Genomic DNA, 26,337 nt, shown 5'->3' with positions numbered 1-26,337 from the left:
GGGGAAACGCATCTTATTTCCGTTCTTTTCTTTCGAGTGCGATTAATTCTATGCCAATACTCACTCTGTACAATGTCTTTAAATTATGAATTATGAATTAGTAATTATTCAGTCAGCATCCTCACAGTCCATCTGCACCACACAATTTCTTCCTTGTGCTTTTGCCTGGTAGAGTCCTTGGTCAGCAGCAGCAATTAAGGTTGCAGGAGCTAATTGGCTACGAGGAGTGATGGTTGCCACACCAAGGCTTAGGGTGATGAATTCACTGACCTGAGAATGGGGATGAGGCATTTGTAATGCACTAACATTAGTTTGAATATCTCTTGCAACTGCGATCGCCCTTTCGATATCAGTATTCGGCAAAATGACTGCAAACTCTTCTCCACCATAACGAGCAACTAAATCTGCGGGATGTTTAACTGCCTGAGAGATTGCCTTGGCAACCTGTCTGAGTGCATCATCTCCTGCCAGATGTCCATGCGTATCGTTGTAAAGCTTAAAGTAATCGACATCACACAAAATCAAAGATAGCGAACCTTGCTCTCGTGCCAACCGTTGCCACTCGGCGTTGAACGTGTCATCAAAGCAGCGACGATTTGCCACTTGGGTTAGACCATCCGAACAGGCAAGGCGCTGTAATTCTTGGTTTGCTTGTTGTAATTGGCGGTAAAGTTCTGATTGCTGAATAGCGATCGCAGCTTGACCTGCTAACTGGGTAAACAAGTTAATCTCAGATTGCTGCCATTGTCTGGGACTACGGCATTGGTGAGCGATTAATAGTCCCCACAAACGCTCTTGCTGCAAAATGGGCACAACAAGATTTGCTCGGATTTGCAAACTTCGGAGGAGGTCAACATGACACGGCGATAGTCTCGCATTTTCAACGTCTTCGATCGCTCTGGTGTTACCTTGTTGATAGTAGGCTGCCCCCGTGGATTGAAAGCATGTATCCATGACGTGAAATCCCAGAATTGACATGCACTCTTCTGCTAAGGATTCTACAGCAACTAACCCACTCCAGTCTGGCTGAAACTGGTAAATCAGCACTCGGTCTACCTCAAACAGTTGTCGGACTTCGGCTGCTGTGGTTTGCAAAATCTCGTCTAACTCCAACGATTGTCGAATGCGCTGCGTCACAGCCGCAACAATTCGCTCAGACTCGCTTTGGTGTTGAACTTGCTGTCCAATCACCTTAGAATTTGCTGATGCTATTAATGCGATCGGATCGAGGCGAGGAGTTATAGTGACAGGTACTGCACTGGGTTTACCAATCAAATAGCCTTGAGCAAGAGTTGCACCTCGGTTTCGCAGCCAGTTCAGTTCCTCAATGCACTCAATTCCTTCAGCAACGGTCTGGATATTTAACTTTTGAGTAATCTCTAGAAGTTTCTCAGTAATCGAGGCTTTGTACAGGTTTTGATGCACATCTCGAATTAACTCCATGTCCAGCTTGATAAAGTCTGGACGTAACTGATGCAGCAAGTTTAGGCTAGAATAGCCAGAACCGAGGTCATCAAGGGCGACTAAAAACCCAGCATCTCGGTAGTATTTAAGTACTGTCTTGAGATGGGTTAAATCTTGAGGTTTGTCTGACTCCACGACTTCAAAAATAACCCGATCGTGAGAAATGCCGGCAGTATCAATTGCCTCTACCGTAGTCCGTAGGCAAAAAGCTGGGTCATAAAGTGACGTTGGTGAAAAATTGATGAAGATATGCCCACTCACTTGATGGCGGCTGAATTGAGTGATTGTGCTGAGGCGAGCCACTTGGTCGAGTTGTGGTAAGAGTCCAGCTTCGGTTGCTAATTCCAGAATTGGTGTCGGTAGCACTAAATTGCCTTTTTCATCCACTCCTCGCAAGAGCGATTCATATCCAAAAATCTCCGATGTATTGTTAATTGAGACAATTGGTTGAAAGTAACTGGTGAATCGTTCCGTTGCCAGCATTTCAACCAGCCAGTCGGATTGGTTGAACTTAATGAAGCGTTGTAATGAGCTTATGTCGCTAAAATCGTGGAGTTGAGGTTGGGTAGCGCCTCGAATGAAAAGGACTTGCGTCTCTTTTAATTCTCTTGGTGCAAGTAGTTGGGCCAGGTTATAGGCAATTTCTAAAGACTGTCCGGGTCTACAGTCCAAACTCAAACCTGGTCGCTCGTGCATCAGTTCATACTTAAGGGCAAACTGCTGTAGGTAGGAGGTGACTTTTTTTAGGGTATGTGGAACGGGGAACCAGAGAAAGAGCCTACCTGCCTCCTTAGTCCGGCAGGGTGCAACATTGCGACAAGCACAGGTTTTGGAGATAGGACATATTTGGCTCATAGCTAACTAATTTGCTTAATCCGATTTATTTTATTATTCCCATTATTTTTACTGTAAAAGATAAACTATACTTCAAATACATGAAGATTTGATGAGTTAGGTAAATTGAATAATTTAGCTAAGTTGGTAAGTCACCAACACATTCCCAAATTTATCCTAAGTTCTCAAGTAATACCAATTCAAAAAATGTTTGTGATAGATAATCCCAGCTACGCTGACACACACGATATATTTCGTCTAATAAAGAAGGTTAACGAGTAATTATCGATATATTTCGTGTAATAAAGAAGGTTAACGAGTAATTATATTAACAATTAAAGTTACCGAAAAAATAAAGTCAGTCCAATTAGGTATAATTTATAGCTCGATTGATTAAGGGTAAAGATATATTCCTTAAGAAGGAATCTAGTCTTAATAAACAACAAAAGCTTCGAGTATTAGATAAATTATACCAAACGCGACTGACGCAAGTATTTGTCACAGCGGTACTACAAGCGGCGCGGAAATTTTGTAGGACTTACGCACTTTACACATTGACTATCATATGCAGTGCAGGCTTGTTAAGCTAAAAGCCTTGCCCTGCCTCGTTACCAGTCAGAAATAGCGATCGCGACTTTAATTTTGGTTGCTTTTGCGGTTAGCTGAGATTTTTCGACAACACTATCGGTATCTACCATTTACATTTACAGTAAAATTGGAAATGTTCGCGCTAGGCAAGCCAATCCGCAGTGCCTTCACTACCCTATGGCTAATCGTTCATACCCATACTGAGCTTCATTTCTAACCAGAAATCCCACCAATGTCACATAATCGCGTTGCTCCCATTGCCCTTTGAATTTAGGCTTGCTGTCTAGATTTGCACTTTTGTGCATAGTTTGAAAATCGATCTCAAATTAAAATAGGTGCATACTTCAACAAGTAGAGTTAGGGATAAAAAGCGCAAAATATGAATCTCAAGGTAAACACCGTAAAGTACAGGATTTTTTGTAAAGCTTAAGGGAGCTTTTCGTTTAAATGAACACAAGTATAGATACGGTAGGGGTAAGCTTGAAAGAAGATCGAGCTTATGGACATTTACCATTGGAAAAAAAACTGGATATTCTTGTTGTCGATGACCATCAATTAATTTTGACTGGTACTTTCGATGTATTAAGTCGAGAGTATCCCGAAGCTGCTATTATTAAAGCTCAGACTGGAGAAGAGACACTTTATCAACTTCAATGTCATCAGTTTGACCTGATTGTGATGGATTTATCAATTCCCGATCGCCAAGGGAATATAGCAGAAATTGATACCGGAATTAAGCTGTTGCAAAATTTGCTCAAAGAATATCCCCATCAGAATTTCATGGTGCAAACTAGTTATGTGAAAGCTTTAATTCGGATTAAACACGAGATTGATAATCATCAAGGTGGGTTTGCGATCGCAGACAAAGGATTACCCGAAGATAAAATGCTAATGCGGGTTAATTTGTCACTTCATGGTGCAACTCATACGAAAGATATCAAAATGGGGATCGAACTTAAACCGGAATGGTTGGAGGTGTTGAGGTTGGCTTTTGAAGAGAGTTTAACAGATAGAGCGATCGCCGATCGAATGTATAAATCAGAACGAGCAGTGCGGACTTACTGGACGAAGATCCAGGATGTTTTGGGGGTATATCCTGAAGACTGCAAGCAAGGTGGTAAGAATATGCGAATCCAAACTGAAGTTCGTTCCCGTGAAGAAGGTTTAATCGATTAATACTCTTTTTTGACCTGAAGAGAGAATAATCGAGGCGATTGGAAGTCACGGCTACACAGGCAAAGTCCGCGCAGGTAGACTAACGAAACTTAAACATTTTTGAGGGAGAAATAAGCCTTAAACCCATGCAGGGTAAGTACAATAACAAATAGCTGAAACATCGATCTATTAAGGAACTGAGGAAACCGATGTCAAAGTATTTCTGTATATAGATTTGAGGTTCTTTTTTCGATGTTTTTTGTCTAAGTTCCATTAACGCGAGTGAAAATAGGGTTTTAAATTTCATCTGACGAGAGTAAAAAAAGAGCATTAATCCGCGCGGGGAAAATTAAACCGAAAAAACTAGATGAGAAGGAGAATCTGGAATCGCACTTACCAGGAATTTGGATTATGGTCTTTTGCTGCACTTCCGGGACTATTGGTGTTGATATTGGTAATCTCGATCCGTATGGTTGGAGGAATGCAATCTTTGGAATGGCTTTTCCTCGATACCATGTTACGTCTGCGCCCCGCAGAAAAACTCGATGAACGTGTAGTAATTGTGGGGATTGACGAAAAAGATATTGAATGGGTTAAGCAATATCCAGTTCCAGATGCGAAGATTGCAGAATTACTCACAAAACTGGAAACCTATAAACCGCTAGCAATTGGGCTGGATATATTCAAAAATGTTCCCGTTGAACCTGGTGGCGAACAACTCGCCAAGGTATTGCGGAAAAATACTAATATTATTAGTATTGAAAAAATCTTACCACCAGCAGAGATTCCTCCCCCCCGAAGTTTGCCACCCGAACAAATTGGATTTGTTGATTTATTTAATGATGCAGATAGTAAAATTAGAAGCTATTTGTTATATACAACAAACCCAAAAAATGACGATGAAGATAAATATTCTTTAGCATTACAGTTAGTTATTAGGTACTTAAAAGCAAAAAATATTGAGTTGAAAGCCGGTAAAAATGACCCGAATACAATAATGATTCAGGGAACTGAATTGCCCAGAATCACTGATAATTTTGGTGGATATGTGGGTATTAATCATGGGGAAGGGGGATTGTCAATTTTGATGAACTTCCGCAATAATTATCAGCCTTTTTCTGTTGTATCGCTGCGCGATATCCTCAATGATAAAAACAATCGAGTTTATGCAAAATTGTTACGCGATCGCATTGTATTAGTTGGCAACCGAAATCTGAGCGGCGGTGATATTTTTTATACCTCTGCTTTGCCAACATTAGAATTAAAGGGTCAAATTTACGGTGTTGACTATCATGCTCACGTTATCAGTCAAATTCTCAGTACTGTAATCGATGGTCGCCCAATGTTGCAGAGTTTGGGAGATATGGGAGAATACACATGGATAATTATTTGGGGTTTTGTGCCGATCGTTATCGGACGGCTGACTCAATCTGTCTGGAAAAATCTACTTAGTGTTGCTCTCGCGGGAGTTTGTCTGTTTAGCTGCGGGTATGTGATGCTGTGGTTGTGGGGTATATGGATTCCTGTAGCACCCAGTTTGATAGCTGTGAATGGGGTTGCCTTGAGTGCTTTTGCATTTTACCAGCACGATAAATTCTTGCGATCGCAAATTAACGAACGTCAAAACACAATTCATCACACTTTTACCCTAATTCATAATGGCCCTCTACAAACCCTCGCCTATGGATTAAAGCACATGCGTGCTAAAGATGTACCCTATGAACAGCTGCTGGGACAATTTGAAAAGCTCGACCGAGAAATTCGGGGAATTGGCGAGTTTCTCAAACTTGAAACATTAACAAAGGAAGAGAGTTTGCGTTTAGGAAGCGGATTGATCCTCGAATTGAACCGACCGCTTCATGATTTGTTATATGAAGTTTATTCAAGTACATTAGATCGGAATGATTTTGAATATTTTAAAACATTAAAAGTAAAAATCCGCAATTTTGACCCGATTGATGATAAGTATTTAAGTAGGGAATCAAAACGGGAAATTTGCCTTTTTCTGGAAGAAGCTTTGTGTAATGTTGGCAGACATGCCCAAGGAGTAAAGCGTGTTCAAGCAACAGGTGTTTATGCTGCAAATAAATATAAATTGGCCGTCCAAGATAACGGTTCTGGGATTCAATCAAATCTCGAAAATAAAGGGACAAAACATTCTAAACTACTCGCCAAACAATTAGGAGGAGAGTTTCGACGAGAATCGCTTTCCCCTCGCGGGACAATATGCGAACTTAGTTGGAAACCTACGAAGTAATTTCAGTTTTTGAATTGGGGGCTGGCGATTTATACCCCAAGCAAATCTTACTCATCATTTCTTCTTTAGTACCCGGTACCGAGAAGTCAAGATTTTAGTAAATAACCATAAAATTAACAGCATTTACCATGAGTCATCAATATTTAGGATTTTGGCAAAACAGCCGCAGACTTACAAGTTTAGTTGTGGGAGTGGTTTTTTTAATTAGCGCAGTCCCTGCCTATGCTGAGTTTAAACCACGCGATCGCAAACCGGCCAGTGGATATTCCCGTGCGGGTGGTTCGCGCGGATGTTCGAGTAGCGGTATCCCTTTGACACAGCTTGCACCTCAGACATTTATCGGTAAAACCGCTTCCACCCGTCCAATGTTTGCTTGGTATATGTCAAGTTCCCAAACCGTGCAATTCCAAATTTTTGAATTCGATTCAGCGACAACCGTTAAACAAATCGGCAAAATTAAAGAAATACCAACAAAAATCGGGATCAACAAACTAAAACTTCCTACCGATTATCCGGAACTAACTGTAGGTAAAACATATTTCTGGCAAATCGCAATTAACTGCGAAGCGCGTCCAATTGTTAGTAATGCAGAATTTACGGTCATAAATCCTCAATCACTTGCTAAAAATCGATTTGCTAGCATCCCAGAAACCGTAAATTATTATGCTGAAAATGAACTGTGGTATGAAGCATTTGAAGAAGCATTGAAAGCAACCAGTAATGGTAAATTGGGTCAAACTGGATCGACTTTAGTTCAAGAACTCGCACAGTCTGAAATCCCCACAGGAAGAGAAGTCGATATCAAAATCATTAAGCAACGTATCGAAGATATCGAGAGAATTTCAAGCGAAAAAATATAGAGGGAGTGGGAAGAATAGAAATGGTGGAAATTTTGCGGTTTGGTGTAGCAGGATTGCTAGGGTGCGTGGGAGCGTTAGCCGAGCTAACCATAGGTTTCACAGTTTCTATTCATCCTGCTTTTGCTCAGTTAACTCCCGATAACACTCTTGGGATAGAGCGATCGCAAGTCATTCCTCTTAATCAAAATAATGACGGCATCGTAGGCGGTGCGGCTCGTGGTACTAATCTATTTCACAGTTTTCAAGATTTTAACGTCGGTGTTGGTCGAGGTGTTTATTTCGCCAATCCGCAAGGAATAACAAATATTTTTTCTCGCGTTACTGGTGGGAACTCATCAAATATTTTCGGTAATTTGGGAGTATTAGGTAATGCGAATTTGTTTTTGCTAAATCCCAATGGCATTGTGTTTGGGAAAAATGCCAGTTTGGATTTACAAGGTTCTTTTTTGGGGACGACAGCAAATAGTTTAGTATTTCCCAATGGCGTAGAGTTTAGCGCTACAAATCCCCAAGCACCGCCGTTGTTGGCTATCAATGTACCAATTGGCTTGCAGTTTGGTTCGCAACCTGGAAGCATTACTAGTCAAGCAGTGAATAAGTTGTCTGTTGGATCTGGTAGCACTTTAGCACTTATGGGCGGTGAAATTACCTTGGATAGTAGTTATTTGTTTACTCAAAATGGACAAGTGAAATTGGGAGCAGTCACTGGAGATACAACTGTTGGGCTAAATGTCAATCGCTCCTCATTGGGTTTTCAGTTTCCAGAAAATTTCGGACGCGCACCCATCAACTTAACGAATAGTAGCTTCATCGTTGCAAGTGGCAATAGTGCAATTGAACTATTTGGGGGCGAGATTGGGCTAAACGGTTCGTCTATTTTCGGTAGCAATGGCGGCTCAATTGTTGTTGATGCGACTCAACTTAATTTAAATAACGGCGCTGGAATTCAGAGTGCTACTTCTGGTGCAGCAAAGGGTGGTGATATTCAAATTCAAGCCAGCGATGCAGTAACTCTTGCTAACAGGAGTGGGATTTTTTCCATCAGTAGTAGTTCAGCTACGGGTGCGGGTGGTGATGTTAGAATCAATGCCGGAAAAATCACAATTACTGGAGATGGAGATGGACAAAATAGCGGTATTATCTCTACATCTAGTCGTGGTACAGGCAATGGAGGGAACCTGACTTTAAATACTACGGAGTCCGTTAACATCAATGGTGGCTTTGTCTCTGTTGTATCTAGGGGTGTAGGTAACGCCGGGAACTTGACAATACGAGCTACAGATGCTGTCAATATCACTAACCAAGCTTCTTTAGGACTTCTAAGCTCGAGTTCGGGTTCAACAGGTAATCTGCGGATTGAAACGGGTACTTTCCGAGTCCAAAATAATTTCCCAACAGGGGGAGTGACAGCATTTACATCTGGTGGTGGAAATGTCGGTTCTATTTTTATTCAGGCTCGGAATGCGGTTGAGGTGACTCAGAGTAATATATCTACGGGTATTGCTATACCACGAGGAACTACAACTCAAGCAACAGCAGGGGATATCACCATTGAAACCCAGCGACTCAATCTCAAAGATGCGGGTTATATAAGTACGAATACTTTTAGCAGTGCAAATGCAGCTAACATTTTTATTAAAGCTAGTGAATACGTAGATATTAGCGGTTTCTCTAGCTATGTATCAAGTGATACATTTTCTGGCTCAGGAAATGGAGGTAATGTAACGATTGAAACACCGCGAGTCACTGTCAGTCAAGGAGGACATATAAGCAGCACATCCACTCAAAGCAGTGGTAATGCCGGGAATATTAACATTCGTGCCAAAGATGTAGAATTGGACGGGTTTGTTTTCGTACCCAAAGAACAGTACTTGGCTCCACTAGGTCAAGCTGGTGCGGAAGAAATTTTGTCCGATCCTCTAACACAAGAAATTCTGTCTCGGTTTGGGGGTTTTTCTGAGATGAGTAACTTATCCTCGAATGTTCAGGGAAGTAATACCGATGCGCGGGGTGGCACAATAACTATTGATACAGAACGCTTGCGGTTGAGTAATGGTGGAAACATATCAACCTCAGTATTACTGGGGCAAGGACAAGGGGGTAATTTGGTGGTTCGTGCCACTGATTCTATTGATATTACTGGGCTTGGTGGAGAAGGATTAAATGGTTCAGCACCATCCGTATTTGCCGAATTGCAAACTGGAGGTATTGGTTCTGGGGGCAGCATTGATGTGACAACAAGACGCTTAAACCTCAGCAATAACGGACAAATTTCTGCCTCTACATTCGGTCAAGGTAATGCGGGAAATATTACGATTAATGCTAATCTTATTGATTTACGCGGAAGTAGTAATATCACAACTCAGGTTGACAGTGAAGCTAAAGGCAATGCAGGCAATATCAGCATCAAAACTCAACTATTAAATGTACAAGAAGAATCACAGATATCATCAGGAACTCAGGGAAATGGAAACGCGGGGAATTTAACGGTAAAAGCTGATAGCATTATCTTGACTGGTCCAGACAGTGAGTCTGCAACTGGCTTACTATCATCAGTTGACGAAGGGGCTAATGGTAAAGGTGGCGATATAGATATTACTACCAATCGCCTTAGTGTACGTGATGATGCTGAAATTGTCTCCGGCAGCCTCGGTACGGGTGACGCTGGAAATATTAGAATTAAGGCTAATTTTCTGGAAATTATTGGTAAAGGTAGTGCGATCGCTTCTTTGACAAATGCAGGTAATGGTGGTGACATCAACCTCGATATCGCTGATTTATTATTTTTGCGCGATCGCGGTTTAATTTCAACCACCGCAGGTAGAAGCCAAGCTGGTGGCGATGGCGGTAATATCAACATCAATTCTAAATTCATCGTCGCCATCCCCAAAGAAAACAGCGACATCAGCGCCAATGCATACACAGATTCCGGTGGAAGAGTTCAAATCAACTCGCAAGGTATCTTCGGTATCGAGTCGCGGACAAAACTAACCGAAAAAAGCGATATTACTGCAAGTTCAGAATTTGGTATTTCAGGGATAACAAATATTAATGCACCCGATACCAGTTCCATTCAAAATAGCTTTACTAGTGCATCTCCAAACTTCATTGATATTAATGCACTCATCGCCAATAGTTGTGTTTCACGCAGTTCCAAGCAAGGGGGCACATTTTTCATTACTGGTTCTGGTGGTTTACGTAATACTCCGGGAGATGGATTAATTTCAATCTATTCGACTGGTGAAGTGCGTAATGTTGAACCAACATCGCGGACTTGGAAAAAAGGCGATGCAATAGTTGAACCACAAGGGGTTTATCGACTTGCTGATGGACGGTTGGTTCTCAGTCGAGAATGTCATTAAAATAATTCGTAATTCTCGCCGGCGGCGAGAAATAATATCATGTCTGGCTGATTACTTACTAAACCCGAAGAACCCCACCCCGCCAAAGCTACGCTTTGTCTCCCCTCCCGAAGAGCGGGGAGGGGATTAAGGGGAGCCAGTGCTCCACTTGGGGTCTCCCCAAGTGGAGCATCTGGCGTGTGGGGTGCAATGACTATGGGAATCATAACTAATTATGCGGACATGATATAAGGGGATCTTTTTCAAAGCCAATTACCGATCGCAATCATTGGTGCCCAATATACTGGGTTATCATACTTAATATTTATACCTTCAGATTCCGGTAATTTTTTAGCATTAATCATCTTAATTTGGGCTTTTTGCAGTGCTTCTGCAATACTCATTCCCGCGTTGTGGTAGTTGGTGTAAAATGTTTTGACTAGTTCGGCTGTCGATGCATCTGTGACACTCCACAAAGATGCGATCGCACTTTTAACGCCAACCTGTAATGCAACTCCAGCTAATCCTAGTGTAGCCCGATCGTCGCCAACTGCGGTTTCACACGCAGTCAGTACGAGAAGTTCAACGCTATCTGATTTGCTGTTGAGGTTTCGCAGTGAGTTTTCTAATTGATTGATGGTGAGTTTTTGGTTTTTGCCTGTGACAATGAAGGTGTCTTTGGGAATGATACCAAATTGAGCGTGACTAGCTATATGGACAATGGGATATGTTGTTTTTTCAAGTTTTTGTTTAAAACTTTCAGGGACAAAGTTATCGTCGATCAGGTCGGTATAATTGGGAAATAGACTTTTAACTGCACCGACTTCTTCGGGAACTGAAAAAAGCGCATCAAAAACTTTTCCGTCGATTGTGGCTTTTTGTGTCAAAGCCAAAATTAATGCCTTTTGCGTACTGCGATCGCGTACTTTGGGTGTGGTAAGTCGTAAACTAGGAGTTGTAGCAACTGCGTAGGTTTCGACTAAGTATTTCTTTTCTTGGCGATCGTAAAGTGCTGCCATTGGCACACTACGCAAAAATCCATCCTGAATAAACACAAGGGTTTTGATTGTCTCAGGTTTAATATCTTCAGCAAAAGGGCGAATTATCCAATCATAAAGCTGTGCCGCAGTTGTTGTATCGTAGTTAACTTGTATTTCTCCTCTAATTAGTCCGCTACGAAACTCGGCAATTTTTTTCTGTAGCTTGTCGTTGGTAACTATCTTATTTGTACCCTCTTGATTGGGGTCTTTTACCCACTTAAATTTGGTTGTCTGATTGGGTAATTGCAATAATATCCCGGTTTTGCCATCTAAAATTATTGAACTTAAAAACCCCGTATTCTTAAACGCTGCACTATTCTCTTCGAGGAGTTCGCCTACCGGTTTGGGATTCAACCCACTCAAAATGCAATCATTGCCAAAATAATTCTGTAATTCTGCCAGTTTCAACGCATCGATGGTTTCGACTACTTGCGATAATTCCTTGGCACGTTGTTTGTCTGCAATTGCACCAACTTCCAACAGATCGAGCCGCGACTGTGCCAATGTGCGGTACAATGGTCGAACTACATCGCGGAAGTCAAACTGGACATCACGCTCTGCGGTCAAAATATCCTGGCGGATATCTTCCAAGGTTTCAAATGCTCTTTGATAGGATGCGATCGCTTCTTCTTTGCGATTCTGTCGATCTAAAATCCGTCCGGCTTGCCACTCCCACAAATACAAACTATCTTTTGCACTCAAGTTTTTGTCTGCGGCAATGATTGCAGATTGGGTATATTTTAATGCTTGTTTTTCATTTTGACGGCATTCCCAAAAATGTCCCAAAGCACCATTCGCATAAGATTGTAGGCGATTGTCTTGTAAGTGATTACTACTTAATACTGAGATTTTCAGCAAATTCAATGCTTCGTTATCCGATGAAACTTTCTGATTTTGACAGTCGGTAAAGGGCGAAGTTCCTTGAGAATGGCGCTGCAAGTATGCTAAATCAATTGCTCCATAAACTTTTGTTGCTGAATCGGATAAATCTTTGAGAATCTTCAAAGCATCTTCATGAGCATTATTAAAGGTTTCATCGCTGATAACTTTTGTTTGGGAACCCAATTGAATTAAATTTAATAATCCCCGCATTTCTGCTAAAGGTTGTTTTTGGCGGTGAGCAAGTTTTATACTATTTTGGAAATATTCGCGGGCTTGGTTGTAATCTGCCGCAGACTTGTTGCTAAATTCGTTTTCTTTACTAACAATACCAGCTTGCTTTGCAGAATTGGCTTCTAATTCATGCAATTGAGCGCGACTTCTGTAAGCATTACCCAAACTATTTAACACCAAAAAGTCATATTCTGGAGAAACTTGTTGCGCCACGTGTAAATACTGAATTGCTTGGTCATAATTTCCAATTAACCGATATGCCTCACCGAGAATTCCCAAAGCCGCAAACTTACCGCGTTTGTCGTTGTGTTTGGTGGCGATTTGTTCGGCACTTTCGGGAGTGCATTCTATTTTCTGACTTTCTTGAATTCCTGAGATTTTCGACTTATCTACCAGTTGACCGCATAAAAGCGCGATCGCTTTGCGAGGTTGTCCCAAATTGCTGTAAACTTGGGCAAGTTCTGACTGCATTCGTCCCACTTGCTGGATATTTCCCACCGCTCCATAGTCACGAATTGCCGCCGATAATGACTCAATAGCTTCTTTGTTTTGTCCTAGTTGTTGGTAGACACGCGCCAAATTTTCATTTACAACTGCCGTACCTGATGGATTATTTTTATACTGATTTAATGCCTCTTGCCAGTGCTTTGCCGCATTTTGAAAATTTCCGGCATCATAATCTTTAATTCCTTGTTCAACCAGTACACTAGCATTTTGAGTTTGTGCAGATACAACTTGTCCAAACAATAAACAGATTACGAGGGTTGCCAAAAATAATACTTTGAGAAATCGATCGCGATTTAGTTTTTGGTGTTGCTGGGTAAAGAAATGAATTAACCTTACGCAAAGCGCAAACGATAGTTGCAAAGGCTTAAAGAGTAATGGTTTGAGATATTTCTTTGGGAATTTCATATTTTAATTTAGTAATGTATAAGTTAGTTATTTTTTATACAGGTTGTTTTGGCGATCGCCAGTTATTCCCAGCCAATTCATAAAGGAAATACTTATGCGGATGTAGTTTTTATTTTTAAGTTAACAGAAATAGGCATCGAAAACTGAGCTTTTGAAAGGTATGCAGTTTTCTGCAAAATGGCATACACCATCATGCGATGCCTTCGGCGAGCTTCGCTAACGCACCATACAATTCATGCAAATATAGTTACATGAAAGGTGATTTTATTACCCAGTCGTTTACCCGATTGTAAATTTTATTTTAATTTATCCGAGGTAAATTACTTATGAATCAAGTACATCATCTGGGAAAATCCAGTATAAAAATTATTCTTTCTTTATACATAATATCCACTGCATTAAGCCAAGCTTCACCAGTGCAGGCACAAATCACACCCGATAACACACTCGGTGTAGAAGCTTCAAGACTCAATCAAAATCTGATAATTAATGGTGGTGCAACACGCGGCAGCAATCTTTTTCATAGTTTCAGCGAGTTTAATATTAAAGAAGGGCAACGCGTGTATTTTACCAACCCCGCTGGTATAGAAAATATATTAACGCGGGTAACAGGTGGGAATGCGTCAAATATTTTTGGGACATTGGGAGTTGATGGTGCAGCAAATTTGTTTCTGATTAATCCCAATGGAATTTTATTTGGGGAGAATGCACGGTTAGATGTGCAGGGGAGTTTTGTCGGGACAACAGCCAATGGAGTACAGTTTGGGAATCAAGGTGTTTTCAGTGCCACAAACCCGAAAGCACCAGAATTGTTGACAATTCAACCTTCGGCGTTGTGGTTTAATCAGCTTAATCAAAATGCAGAGATTCAAAATAACTCAGTAGCACCAATAGAAAAAAATCTCGCAGGTTTTGATGCATTTGGCTTACGAGTAGGAGATGGTAAAAGTTTACTGCTGGTAGGTGGTAACGTCATCATGAATAGGGGACAATTAAATGCTTACGGTGGACGAGTTGAGTTAGGAGGGTTAGCCGCACCTGGAAATATTAATCTTGTTTTCAATGGTGAGAATCTCAGCTTGAAATTCCCTCTTAATGTGACTCGTGCAAATGTATCATTAAGCAATCAAGCGGGTGTGTTTGTAGTAACTGTTGGTGGCGGTAATATTGCTATCAACGCCCGGAATATAGAGATATTAAGCGGAAGTCGCCTTGATGCTGGTATCTCTGAAGGTTCGGGGACACCTGAGACTGTTGCAGGGAATATTACGCTAAATGCTACCGGAGAAATCAAAGTTGCTGGTTCTGATAGCAGTATTCGCAGTAATGTGAAAACGGGGGCTGTTGGCAATGGGGGTAACATTACTATTGATTCTGGCGACTTCTCTTTAAGCGATCGCGCTATACTTTCTGCCTCAACTTCAGGAGTGGGGAATGCGGGGAATGTGACAGTGAGTGCGAGAAATGCTATTTCCCTTGCAGGTAATGCTTACATCATCAACAGGGTGGAAACAGGAGGTGTAGGTAAAGGTAAAGGTGGTAATATCAACATCAATGCTGCAAGCCTGTCACTCACAGATGGTGCTCAACTCAATACTAGTACTCGTAGTGCATCTAATACTCAACTAGCAGGAATAGGCGATGCAGGCGATGTCAATGTGAAAGTAACAGGTGCTATTGATATTGCTGGGCAGAAAAACGGTATTAAAAGTGGGATTCGCAGTAGTGTGGACACAGGAGCCGTTGGCAATGGGGGTAACATTAGCATCGATTCTGGTGATTTTTCATTACGCGATCGCGCTGAAATTTCTGCCTTAATTTTTGGAGTGGGGAATGCAGGGAATGTGACAGTAAGTGCAAGAAATACTATTTCCCTTGCAGGTAATGCTGCCATCGTGAGCAGGGTAGAAGCAGGAGGTAAAGGTAAGGGTGGCAATATTGACATCAATGCTGCAAGCCTGTCACTCACGGATGGTGCTCAACTGCTAACCAGTACTCGTAGTGCATCTAATACTCAACTAGCAGGAATCGGCGATGCAGGCAATGTCAATGTGAAAGTAACAGGTGCCGTTGATATTGCTGGGGAGAAAAACGGTTTTTACAGTGGGATTCGCAGTACTGTGGACATAGGAACAGTTGGCAATGGGGGTAAGATTAACATCGATTCTGGTGATTTCTCATTACGCGATCGCGCTCAACTTTCTGCCTCAACTTCAGGAGAAGGGAATGCGGGGAATGTCATAGTGAGTGCAAAAAATGCTGTTTCCCTTGCAGGTAATGCTGGTATCTTCAGCAGGGTGGGAGCACAAGGTAAAGGTAAGGGTGGTGATATTGAAATCAACTCACCTAAAATAACCTTAGACAACCAAAGCGAACTCAACGCCCAAACTGCATCCGGTAACGGTGGTAATATCAACATCAACAGCGATTTACTTTTACTCCGTCGCAACAGTCAAATTTCCACCAGCGCAGGTACAGAAAAATTAGGTGGCGATGGCGGTAACATCAATATCAACTCCAGATTTATTGTTGCAGTTCCCAATGAAAACAGCGATATCAGCGCTAACGCCTTCACTGGAACTGGTGGAAAAATCAAAATCGACTCGCCGCAAGGAATCTTCGGTATCGAGTCGCGGACAATACCAACCCAGAATAGTGATATTACTGCACGTTCGGAATTAGGCGTTTCGGGTGTCACAAATATCAATGCACCTGATAACAGTTTTATTCAAAACAGCTTTACCGGATTATCACTAAACGTCATCGATACCAACGCCCTCATTGCCAATAGCTGCATTTCACGCGGCACAAAGCGGCAAGAAAACTCTTTTACGATCACAGGTTCCGGTGCTTTACGCTATAGTCCCGGTAATGGATTTGTTTCACCCTACACAACTGGTGATGTGCGTACTGTTAAACCAACATCGCGCCCCTGGAAAAAAGGCGATCCAATTATTGAGCCACAGGGAGTATATCGATTACCCAATGGGCAATTAATCTTGAGTCGAAGTTGTTAAACAGAAATATTGCATAGTCAGTGCTTGCGCTATTGCGTATTCTTTTCTTACTGCATTTATTGTCTTATTTATCAATGCGTAAATTCTAAATATTAGTATAAACAAATCATAACTTGATGATTGCAGAAATATCCAATCATCAAGCAAACTATTATGGTATTTTAATTAAATTGATAATACTTGTTAAATATTGAAGTTATTAATGCGATCGCTAAATTAGTTGGTGGGAATAAACAAAAGTATATTACAAAGCGTAAATTTATCTAAAACACTTACCAATGAAAAATCATGGACTTTATAAATCGTAGATAAACAATGAGTTCCTACCTTTGGCTTCAAAAACTTTTTTTTATATTATTTACCTGCATTAGCATTACTCCACTCGCAGTATTTGCACAATCGATACCCCCACCCGGAGTAACAATTCCCCCCGATACACCAGGGAAGGTGGAAGAAACTATACCTCAACCATTACCATCGCCATCCCTTCCTCCCACACCAGCGACACCAAAACCTTCTGTACTCACACCACCCCCAGAGGAAAATCTACCCGAAACAACTTTTCCTAGCGGTGAAAGTTTCTTTGTCAAAGAAATTCAAATCACAGGCTATTCTGTTTTAAAAGATGAAATCATCAAGTTAAAACAACCCTTAGAAAATAAAAAAGTCACATTTGAGCAATTATTGCAACTGCGATCGCAAATCACTGAACTCTATGTTGAAAAAGGCTATATCACCAGTGGTGCATTTATTCCCAACAATCAAAATATCGCTAGCGGTGTTGTGCAAATCCAAGTTGTGGAAGGCGAACTCGAAGGAATTTCCATTTTAGGGTTACAAAGACTACATCCTTCATATGTACGTTCCCGGATTAGACGCTTTACAGGTAAACCTTTAAACCAAAAAAGCCTCAAACAAGCGCTGCAATTATTACAACTCGATCCGGCGATTGAACGAGTTAATGCTGAGTTAACCGCAGGTAGCACTCCCGGAAATAATATTTTACAGGTGACAATTACCGAGTCGCCACCATTTCACCCTGGGGTGAGCTTTGCAAATAACCAATCACCTAGCGTTGGTTCAGAACAAGGGAGTGTTTTTATTGCTCACGATAATTTTTTAGGGTTTGGGGATAAATTTAATGCTGAATATGCTGGTAGTGAAGGTTTAGACATTTACAATATCAATTATTCTATTCCCTTCAATGCCCTAGATGGCACTATTGGTGTTCGCTACAGCAACAGCGCTAGCCGCATTATTGAAAGCGTATTTCGTGATTTAAATATCCGCAGCGAAGCCGAAACCCTTTCTTTTAACGTCCGTCAACCGCTAATGCACACCCCAAATAGAGAATTTGCTTTAGGTTTGGCATTCGATTTACGGCGCAGTCAAACCTTTATACTCAATGATATCCCTTTCTCTTTTACTGAAGGCCCCGAAGATGGGGAATCAAAAGTTACAGTAATTCGCTTTTCCCAAGATTGGTTACAACGTAATGGTAGCAGTGTCCTAGCGGCGCGATCGCAATTTAGTTTTGGGATTGGTGCAATAGATGCAACTGTCAACAATAGTGGTACTGACGGGCGTTTTTTTAGCTGGATAGGACAATTCCAATGGGTACAACAGCTATCTCCCCGCATCTTAATGCTGGCCAAAGTTAACACTCAACTTACTCCTGATTCCTTACTTTCGCTAGAAAAAATTAGCATTGGGGGAGTTGATACAGTGCGCGGTTATAACCAAAATCAATTTGTTGCTGACAATGGGGTAATTGGAGGTGTAGAAGTTCGTATTCCCCTAGCATCGAATGTGGAAACATTACAGCTAATACCATTTTTTGACATCGGTACAGCTTGGAATAACCGCGATATAAATGGCGATGTGCAAACTATTGCTAGTTTAGGGTTGGGCTTAAACTGGCAACCTTTTAGGGGTTTGATATTGCGTGCAGACTACGGTGTACCATTGGTGGGAACAAGCGATCGCGGTAGTTCGCTGCAAGATAATGGCTTTAACTTTTCAGTGCGCTATCAACCGTTTTGATATAGATAAGCAAAAGCAAATCCTCCAGAATATGAGGTGAACTATCCCAAGTAGTTTTGTATATTTTAATTTGCGTGAAGACAAGCTACTTAGAACCAAGTATATAAGTATAAAGATTTATTAAGACTTAATCCTAGAAGAATCTTAAGATTTTTTGACATACTACGGTAAATCTACTAATTTACTGTAGTATGCACTCAGGCTAAAACAGTCCATTTTACAAATACTCAATAAAAGGAAGTATTTTTTACTACAATTTTAGAGTTTTTATTACTCCAAACTAACTTACTTATCTGGTTGATCTATGCAATAATAAACAACTATATCCATTAACTACGATTTATCTATCAGTTTTTAGTAGTATTAGCAAATCAATAATTTGCTGAAAAATTTATATTGGCTTAGTGCCAAATCCAGCGTTGTTTGGAGCTAATTTACTCAAAAATAATAGCGCCCTTGACAAAATGCAAAATCTCCAACAAAAATATCACTGTTCAATCGACTGAATAACAACGCAGAAAAATGAAGTATAACCAACTTGGCAAGAGTGACTTAAAAGTTTCTGAAATTTGTCTGGGCACCATGACCTATGGACAGCAAAATACCATTGAAGAAGCCCACGAACAGCTAGATTATTCTATTGCCCAAGGAGTCAACTTTATTGATGCGGCGGAGATGTACCCTGTGCCAACAAGTGGCGAAACCTATGGATTAACTGAAACTTATATTGGGGAATGGTTAAAGCGTCAACAAAGAGATCGACTTATTATAGCTACTAAGATAGCTGGCCCTGGTCGAGGCTTTAAATGGGTACGTGGTGGAGCCAAAGCAATTGACCGTGATAATATCAAACAAGCCGTAGACGATAGTCTAAAAAGATTACAGACAGACTATATCGATCTGTACCAAATCCACTGGCCCGATCGCTATGTGCCACGGTTTGGGCAAACGGTGTTCGATCCGACTCAGGTGGGAGAAACGGTTCCCATTGCTGAACAGCTAGCAGTTTTTGACGACGTAATTAAGGCTGGGAAAATTCGCTATATCGGTTTGAGTAATGAAACCCCTTGGGGAGTTGCCCAGTTTAGTAACGCTGCTAAACAATTGGGATTGCCGAAAGTTGTTTCCATTCAAAATGCTTACAACCTGCTGAATCGAGTATTTGACGGAGCCTTAGCAGAAGCAGTTTATCACGAAGAAATTGGGTTACTAGCTTATAGTCCTTTGGCATTTGGCTTCTTGACTGGCAAATATCTAAACGGCAAACCAGAGAAAGCAAGAGTCACTTTGTTTGAAAATTTTGGTCAGCGGTATCTCAAACCAAAAGTAAATCAAGCAGTAGCAGCTTATGTGGAAATTGCCAAGCGCCATCAACTCAGTCCAGCGCATCTAGCTTTGGCATTTGTACGGAGTCGTTGGTTTGTGCCTAGCACAATTATTGGTGCTACCACACTCGAACAACTCAAAGAAAATTTAGAAAGCGTGAATGTAGTTCTCAACAAAGACATTTTGGAAGAGTTGGATATAGTTCATGCTCAGTCTCCAAACCCAGCACCTTAACAATTAAAAATTAAAAATACCTCGTTACCAGGCTCCAGCTTGGTAACGCCTTCGGAAAGCCTCTGGCTCTCATTAGCAATTTGCATTTTGTCTGGAATTGTCTTAGTTTTATGGAGCAGTAAATCATTGGCGAGTAAATTTAAAAATTCTCATTTGCTGTGTACCTTAAAAAGTTTGCTCAGAATTGGCCAGAAGGGTTCAATAAAAGCATTAGTTTGGCTATTGGTAGTCCAATCGAGCTTGAGTTTAATAGTTTCTGGATGTAGTCCAACTAATGTCAATTCCACAGTTAAGCCTGTGAGCGACCATCAAAGTTCTGTACCTGAAAAACAGACAGTAGTTCGCATTGGTTATATTAAGGGAAGTTTGTCTGCGATCGCAAAAGAACGCGGTACTTTAGAACGCGAACTAACTCCCAAGAATATTAAGGTTGAGTGGATTGGTACATTCCCATCTTTTGCACCTGTATTAGAAACAATCAATGCTAAAAGTTCTGATTTAGGAGCCGGCGGCGATATTGCTGGTTTGTCTGCTTTATCTGGTGGGATTAATGCTTGCATCATTGCCTACCGACCGGCAAATCGCAACTCAGAAGGGATTGTAGTTCATGCAGATTCTCCCATTCGCAAATTCGACGATCTTATTGGTAAAAAGGTGATTGTGAACCGAGGTGGAATCAGCGAACATTTGCTATTAAAACTATTAGAAAAAGAGAATATTCCCAAAGATAAAGTAAGTCGCGTTTACATGAAACCCGATGAAGCCCTACCCGCTTGGGCATCGAATCATGTCGATGCTTGGGCCGTTTGGGACCCTTGGGTTGCTAGCGCTGAACTCAAGTACAATGCCCGGCAAATTCCTTTGCCTGCACAAGTGCCACATTACTCTCTTTATATGGTCGATAGGGATGCACTAAAAGAAAAATCTGAGGCGATTCGGGAAGTTATTGCGATTCTTGCTAAAGAGGCTGAATGGCTAAATCAACATCCCCAGGAAAATCAAAAAGTATATCAAAAAGTATCAGGATTACCGCCTGAAGTTGTGAAGCGTACATTCGAGCGCCGACCTGTTGATGGAGTGCTTCCCTTAGAACCGAAAGTGATTGCCGATTTACAGAGTGCTGCTGATTGGATATATCAACAGGGAATTGTTCAGAAACGAGTAGAAGTGCGCGATGCACTGTGTCCCAGTTCTTAGATTCAAAACTAGATATTTAGTAGGTAAAATATGACTTTTACAGCAACATCAGTTGACCAGAATACTATTCGTCGTCGGGGTACTGGTTTAAGAGCTTACAATCCCGAAAAAGTTTTCAAAGGATATACTCTTTTCACGCCTCTGACAGGTCAAGGTGAAGTCTACCTCCTGAACCTCGAAGGAGAAGTAGTACACCAATGGAATCTGCCTTATCCACCAGGTTTATATGGTTATCTTTTGCCTAATGGCAACCTCTTTTATAACGGTAAGACTCCACCAGAAGAACCACTACGTTTTGCTTTGTGGGCTGCATTCAAAAGTGGCGTTGTTTTAGAAGCAGATCCCAAAGGAAATATTATCTGGGAGTATAAGCATCCAGATCATCATCACGATGGACGCAGACTAGCCAATGGCAACACAATTCTACTCGCCATTGAAAAGATACCCCAGTCTTTGGTTCCTCAGATAAAAGGCGGCGTACCAGGTACAGAACCAGATGGTGATATCTATGCTGATGTGCTTTATGAAGTGACTCCAGCAGGTGAAATTGTTTGGACTTGGCACGCTCACGAACATCTCAATCCAGATATATTTACGATTACACCCCAGGATCATCGACACGAATGGACTCATGGGAACACCGTCGGGGAACTCGCCGATGGCAACATTATAGTGAGCTTTCGCAATATATCCACAGTTGTCATTATCGATCGCAAAACCGGAGAAATCATTTGGACGTTGGGCGATGACGTGTTAGCACAGCAGCATTTCCCGAACGAACTAGCTAACGGTAATATCCTGATTTTCGACAATGGCGCACATCGCCGTAACATCGCTCTCAATTTCTCCCGTGTGATTGAGGTGAACCGTCAAACAAAAGAGATAGTTTGGGAATACACCGACAACCCGCCCCAAAATTTCTTTAGTTCATACATATCAGGAGCGCAACGTTTAGCGAATGGCAATACCTTAATTACAGAAGGTGCTTACGGTCGAATATTCGAGGTGACAGTTGCAGGAGAAATTGTTTGGGAATACATCAATCCCCACTTTGCATCTCGGAATATTCCAGGTGAGAAATCGCCTGTAACTCGTGGAGAGCAAAATACTGTCTTCCGCGCCTTTCGTTATGCACCTGAAGAAGTGCCCTGGCTTTAGGAGAAGGCAGGGGGAGCAGGGGAAGCAGGGGAGGCAGGGGGAGAGAAAATAATTAATGACCTATACGCAGTCCCTAGCCCCCAATCCCCAACTTTACCTAATAGTCAAATTTAAAAGTTTGGTTAGTGTCAAGAATTTTTCACGCTACATTCGCCTCAAAAAGGTTTTGTGACACTAACAATTTAAGATTTGGGATTTTGGATGAAAATTCAATTCTCAATGCCGATTAACAAGTCCTATTTACCAAGGTACTTAAACATGGCTGAAATTAAAGTATACAGTGCAGTTGTTTGTCCTTATGCTCACCGTACCCGCTTGGTACTTCAAGAGAAGGGCATCGACTTCGATTTGATTGAGATTGATTTGCAGAATAAGCCTGAAGGGTTTACCAAAGTTTCCCCCTATGGGAAAGTGCCTGCACTAACTCATGGTGATAACCCAGTTTGGGAGTCAGCAGTAATTAACGAGTATCTCGATGAGGTATTTCCCAATCCACCACTGTTACCTAGCAGCCCCATTGCTAGGGCACAGGCTCGCATCTGGATCGATTTTGCTAACACCAGGTTCGTTCCCGCTTTTTCTACCCTGCTGCGGAGTTCAGATCCCCAAAAACAAGAAGAGGCTAAACAAGAACTATCTAAACACCTGGAATTCATTGAAAAGGAAGGTTTAGCAAAGCTTTCTGGGGAAGGCCCTTACTGGTTTGGTGAATCCATCAGTTTGGTTGATTTTACCTATTTCCCCTGGTTTGAGCGCTGGGCTGCACTGAAGCATTATCGCGGCTTTGGAATACCAGAGGAATTTACCCGTCTACGCCAGTGGAAACATGCTTTGAAAGAGCGTGAGTCTGTAAAAGCGATCGCTCATTCTAAGGAATTCTACATCGAGCGATATTCCAAATTCGCTGCACCTACTCTCGCTGCGGTTTAAACGTAATTCATAACTATGTTTCAAGTGGGGTTTAAATTCCCACTTGAAACATAGAATTAAAAACTCAATACGGTTCGGTTAATATTTTTTGATGGAAATTCTAGATCGTAAAGACCCGATAAACCATCACAAAGACGCGATAAATCGCCGTCTCTACAATAATCAGTCTTTTGTCTTGACGGCGATTCATCGCGTCTCTTGCCTTAACCGAACAGTATTAATTAAACTCTTTAAAATTACGAATTACGAATTACGACTTTCCCAAAGTGAGCCGCACTTTTAAGATAATGATAAGCTTCTCGTGCCTCAGCAAAACCAAAAACTCGATCGATAATCGGTTTAATTTTATGCTGTTGCATCGCCTGATTCATCGCCTCAAACATTTCCCGACTGCCAACATAAATTCCCTGAACTGTTAAACTCTTAAAAAGTATTGGCATGGGGTCAATTTGATTTCCTGTGCCTGATAATACGCCAATCAAACTAATCCGTCCCCCAATACGGGCTGCTTGTAATGATTTTGGCAAAGTCCCTGCACCGCCTACTTCAACTATATGATCTACACCAGTGCGATTAGTTAATTGATAAACTTGCTTTTCCCAATCTGGTGTTGTTTTGTAGTTGATTGTTTCGTCAGCACCAAGCTGTTTTGCTCGCGCCAATTTCTCATCACTGCTGGAAGTAATAATCGCTCTTGCACCATGTATCTTGGCGAACTGGAGAGCAAAAATCGAAACTCCCCCTGTACCGAGTAATAGAACACTATTACCTGCGCCAATATTGCCTTTTGTCACTAGTGCGTGCCAAGCTGTGACTGCTGCACAGGGCAAGGTTGCGCCTTCAATGTAGGATAGGTGGTCAGGTAATATTACTAAACCATCTTGGTGTAATACGACATACTCAGCCAGCATTCCATCGATACCGCCTCCGAGATCGGATTTCATTTTCTCTTTGGTTAAAGAGCCATAAATCCAGTCTTGGAAGAAAGTACCAGCGACGCGATCGCCTATTTTAACCCGTGTCACACCTTCCCCCACCGCCACAACTTCTCCCGCGCCATCAGACAGGGGAATTAAGGGATATTTCTGCCCAGAACCATAAGCTCCTTGGGCGACAAGTAGATCGCGGTAATTTAAGGATGTTGCTTTGACTTGAATCAGAACTTGTCCCGCAGTTGGTTTTGGTTCAGAGCGATCGACTAATGCGATGGCATCAATCCCGGCGTTGCTTTGAATTTCGTAAGCTTTCATTGGCGGACTCCTTTTGCCAAGATAATAGTGTAGAGAAATTTTGTGTTGCTTTTTTATAGCAAAATAATTACTGTTACCAATTCTGTATGAAGATGCGCTAAACCTAACTACAAGAAGGAAGGAAGAAAAACGAACCACAAAGGACGCAAAGGACACGAAGAAAGAAAGAACTAAAAAGACAATACAGTTCAGATAAGACCAAAACACTTGTAGAGACGGCGATTTATCGCGTCTCAAAACCCACGTTTTTGTACAAGTAGCGCTTAACCCAAGCGTATTGAGTTAAAAGGGATAATTTAAATTCATATAAAAAGCAGTGGTTTAATTTCATATTAAACCACTGCTTTTTATTGTAATAGATAAATATTGCCTAACCTAAGTTGATGTTATTTCGCCTTATGAGCTTGGTTGCTGATCGGGAAACATACACTTATCAGAATCACAACCACTAGGGCCAGCCTCTGACATTTCACCTAAATCGTAGCGGCTTAAGACTGCACAGAAATCATCTGTTTTGCGCCGTGCTTTCACCTCTCTGTTCAGGCGCTCGTAGGTTGGTTTGTCTATTGGTTCAAATGGCAGACGTGGGAATGATTGCAGGTCATCAAAACGAGCTAAAAGGGCTGCTGAAATATATCCCTCATCACTCTGAATAGTTTCGTAGATCCGCTGTCCTAAAGATTCGATTTCATCAGAACGCAGTTCCAAAGTAGCTGATGTGTTGTGAGTCACATACCAACGTTGAACCTGGAGGACAAAATCAAATTGGGCTAAGACTGAAAACTTAGAAACATCAATTTCATCAGCCCCTGGTAAATCAGCCCAAGATACAGAAACAGGAATTTCTACTAACCACTCACTCACCCGTGAATCAAAGGGATCGTTGAGCAAATTGCCCTGTTCATCTTTATCTGATTGAGAGGGAATGACGTTGTAACCATAGTCAATACAAGCTAAGGCTACTGGATCATTTTTGCCAAAGGTGATACGGCGAATAAATCTTTGCGCTTTCGGGGGATGCCATCCTGAACTAGCATTAGTTAACAATGCTTTCGTGCCACTAGGTTGAACTGTAGTGCAACGATTTGGACGCTTGAAATTGTGGCGATCGCAGTAATCCCAAACTACCCGATGTACAATATCTTTCCAGAAACTTAGATATTTTTCTTCCTCACGCTTGAAAGCTAATCCTTGTGCAGTAGCCGGTCTTCCTTGTTCCCACCAGCGCAGCCAATCAACACCAAAAGCATGGACAAAGAAATCAAATAAACCTGTAAAAGAAACTCCCACAATCGGGTCTAATTCCCGGCTGTATTGATAGCGTGGTTCCAGGAATTTGTGGTTTAAAAGTGCTGCGACAGATAGCGCCCCAGCAGTGAAAGCCTCCTCTTGTTCTTTATAGTTACGTGGGTCGATTTGATTAAGGTGAACCTCTGACAAATTGCAGTGGAAGTTACTACCGATGATTTCCTTTCTTTGTTACCCTAGAGGCTTTTTATCCCCTAGTTCTACTGCTTGATTATTTGCAGTAGCTCCGCGTACCTTTTGCAGATGTGACTTCAGATAATAAAAGTGTTTTTCACATCCACCCCCGCACTCTTGGAGAGATTATATTCTA

Annotated in this window: 14 protein-coding genes and 1 pseudogene; 10 read left to right on the top strand and 5 right to left on the bottom strand. The window is 41.6% G+C overall.

Going from position 1 to position 26,337, the window contains the following annotated elements; all coding sequences use genetic code 11:
• Positions 1-108: 108 nt before the first annotated feature.
• Positions 109-2,319, bottom strand: coding sequence for a bifunctional diguanylate cyclase/phosphodiesterase (locus tag V7L01_RS01095; RefSeq protein WP_335031101.1), 2,211 nt, complete (start codon positions 2,317-2,319; stop codon positions 109-111).
• A gap of 1,014 nt (positions 2,320-3,333) precedes the next feature.
• On the opposite strand from V7L01_RS01095, the gene V7L01_RS01090 reads away from it, so the two are divergent.
• The 4 genes from V7L01_RS01090 to V7L01_RS01075 all read left to right on the top strand — a co-directional run bounded on the left by V7L01_RS01090 (position 3,334) and on the right by V7L01_RS01075 (position 10,520).
• Entirely contained in the window at positions 3,334-4,062 is a 729-nt protein-coding gene (locus V7L01_RS01090; RefSeq protein ID WP_335031099.1) for a response regulator transcription factor, read from the top strand.
• A gap of 346 nt (positions 4,063-4,408) precedes the next feature.
• The gene (locus V7L01_RS01085; RefSeq protein ID WP_335031097.1) at positions 4,409-6,298 is read left to right on the top strand and encodes a CHASE2 domain-containing protein; all 1,890 of its coding nucleotides are present in this window, start codon (positions 4,409-4,411) and stop codon (positions 6,296-6,298) included.
• Positions 6,299-6,426: 128 nt separating this feature from the next.
• Positions 6,427-7,158, top strand: coding sequence for a DUF928 domain-containing protein (locus V7L01_RS01080; protein WP_335031095.1), 732 nt, complete (start codon positions 6,427-6,429; stop codon positions 7,156-7,158).
• Positions 7,159-7,178: 20 nt separating this feature from the next.
• The gene (locus V7L01_RS01075) at positions 7,179-10,520 is read left to right on the top strand and encodes a two-partner secretion domain-containing protein (RefSeq protein ID WP_335031093.1); all 3,342 of its coding nucleotides are present in this window, start codon (positions 7,179-7,181) and stop codon (positions 10,518-10,520) included.
• 242 nt (positions 10,521-10,762) lie between these two features.
• Here the strand turns inward: V7L01_RS01075 and V7L01_RS01070 are convergent, their stop codons facing one another.
• Entirely contained in the window at positions 10,763-13,564 is a 2,802-nt protein-coding gene (locus V7L01_RS01070; protein ID WP_335031091.1) for a CHAT domain-containing protein, read from the bottom strand.
• Positions 13,565-13,890: 326 nt separating this feature from the next.
• Between V7L01_RS01070 and V7L01_RS01065 the strand changes: the two genes are divergently transcribed.
• The 3 genes from V7L01_RS01065 (at position 13,891) to V7L01_RS01055 (ending at position 20,184) form a co-directional block, all read left to right on the top strand.
• A complete protein-coding gene (locus tag V7L01_RS01065) occupies positions 13,891-16,581 on the top strand; it encodes a two-partner secretion domain-containing protein (protein WP_335031089.1) in 2,691 nt (896 codons plus the stop codon).
• A gap of 315 nt (positions 16,582-16,896) precedes the next feature.
• The gene (locus V7L01_RS01060) at positions 16,897-18,624 is read left to right on the top strand and encodes a ShlB/FhaC/HecB family hemolysin secretion/activation protein (RefSeq protein ID WP_335031087.1); all 1,728 of its coding nucleotides are present in this window, start codon (positions 16,897-16,899) and stop codon (positions 18,622-18,624) included.
• Between the two features lie 522 nt (positions 18,625-19,146).
• Positions 19,147-20,184 (top strand): NADP(H)-dependent aldo-keto reductase, encoded by a 1,038-nt coding sequence (locus V7L01_RS01055; protein WP_335031084.1) that lies wholly within the window; start codon positions 19,147-19,149, stop codon positions 20,182-20,184.
• A gap of 149 nt (positions 20,185-20,333) precedes the next feature.
• Here V7L01_RS01055 and V7L01_RS01050 read toward each other — a convergent pair whose 3' ends face one another.
• The gene (locus V7L01_RS01050; protein ID WP_335031083.1) at positions 20,334-20,471 is read right to left on the bottom strand and encodes a hypothetical protein; all 138 of its coding nucleotides are present in this window, start codon (positions 20,469-20,471) and stop codon (positions 20,334-20,336) included.
• Between the two features lie 10 nt (positions 20,472-20,481).
• Here V7L01_RS01050 and V7L01_RS01045 point away from each other — a divergent pair, with 10 nt between their 5' ends.
• The 3 genes from V7L01_RS01045 (at position 20,482) to V7L01_RS01035 (ending at position 23,469) form a co-directional block, all read left to right on the top strand.
• Positions 20,482-21,381, top strand: a complete 900-nt coding sequence (locus V7L01_RS01045; RefSeq protein ID WP_335031082.1) for an aliphatic sulfonate ABC transporter substrate-binding protein — start codon at positions 20,482-20,484, stop codon at positions 21,379-21,381.
• 30 nt (positions 21,382-21,411) lie between these two features.
• A complete protein-coding gene (locus V7L01_RS01040) occupies positions 21,412-22,539 on the top strand; it encodes an aryl-sulfate sulfotransferase (RefSeq protein WP_335031080.1) in 1,128 nt (375 codons plus the stop codon).
• Between the two features lie 258 nt (positions 22,540-22,797).
• Complete coding sequence (locus V7L01_RS01035; RefSeq protein WP_335031078.1) at positions 22,798-23,469, top strand: glutathione S-transferase family protein; 672 nt, start codon at positions 22,798-22,800, stop codon at positions 23,467-23,469.
• Positions 23,470-23,705: 236 nt separating this feature from the next.
• Here V7L01_RS01035 and V7L01_RS01030 read toward each other — a convergent pair whose 3' ends face one another.
• Entirely contained in the window at positions 23,706-24,719 is a 1,014-nt protein-coding gene (locus V7L01_RS01030) for a zinc-dependent alcohol dehydrogenase family protein (protein WP_335031076.1), read from the bottom strand.
• Between the two features lie 396 nt (positions 24,720-25,115).
• A pseudogene (gene nrdJ, locus V7L01_RS01025) lies at positions 25,116-26,189 on the bottom strand (ribonucleoside-triphosphate reductase, adenosylcobalamin-dependent); the annotation flags it as partial.
• Positions 26,190-26,337: the final 148 nt, after the last annotated feature.

Source organism: Nostoc sp., from assembly GCF_036917095.1.
GTDB lineage: Bacteria > Cyanobacteriota > Cyanobacteriia > Cyanobacteriales > Nostocaceae > Nostoc.
The sequence above is the reverse complement of the archived record's forward strand: the minus strand, read 5'-3'. Positions and strand labels throughout refer to the sequence as shown.

Coding starts and splice junctions, on each gene's coding strand:
- V7L01_RS01080 (WP_335031095.1), top strand. CDS start 6,427: ATGAGTCATCAATATTTAGGATTTTGGCAAAACAGCCGCAGACTTACA.
- V7L01_RS01040 (WP_335031080.1), top strand. CDS start 21,412: ATGACTTTTACAGCAACATCAGTTGACCAGAATACTATTCGTCGTCGG.
- V7L01_RS01070 (WP_335031091.1), bottom strand. CDS start 13,564: ATGAAATTCCCAAAGAAATATCTCAAACCATTACTCTTTAAGCCTTTG.
- V7L01_RS01065 (WP_335031089.1), top strand. CDS start 13,891: ATGAATCAAGTACATCATCTGGGAAAATCCAGTATAAAAATTATTCTT.
- V7L01_RS01095 (WP_335031101.1), bottom strand. CDS start 2,319: ATGAGCCAAATATGTCCTATCTCCAAAACCTGTGCTTGTCGCAATGTT.
- V7L01_RS01060 (WP_335031087.1), top strand. CDS start 16,897: ATGAGTTCCTACCTTTGGCTTCAAAAACTTTTTTTTATATTATTTACC.
- V7L01_RS01090 (WP_335031099.1), top strand. CDS start 3,334: ATGAACACAAGTATAGATACGGTAGGGGTAAGCTTGAAAGAAGATCGA.
- V7L01_RS01055 (WP_335031084.1), top strand. CDS start 19,147: ATGAAGTATAACCAACTTGGCAAGAGTGACTTAAAAGTTTCTGAAATT.
- V7L01_RS01035 (WP_335031078.1), top strand. CDS start 22,798: ATGGCTGAAATTAAAGTATACAGTGCAGTTGTTTGTCCTTATGCTCAC.
- V7L01_RS01085 (WP_335031097.1), top strand. CDS start 4,409: ATGAGAAGGAGAATCTGGAATCGCACTTACCAGGAATTTGGATTATGG.
- V7L01_RS01075 (WP_335031093.1), top strand. CDS start 7,179: ATGGTGGAAATTTTGCGGTTTGGTGTAGCAGGATTGCTAGGGTGCGTG.
- V7L01_RS01030 (WP_335031076.1), bottom strand. CDS start 24,719: ATGAAAGCTTACGAAATTCAAAGCAACGCCGGGATTGATGCCATCGCA.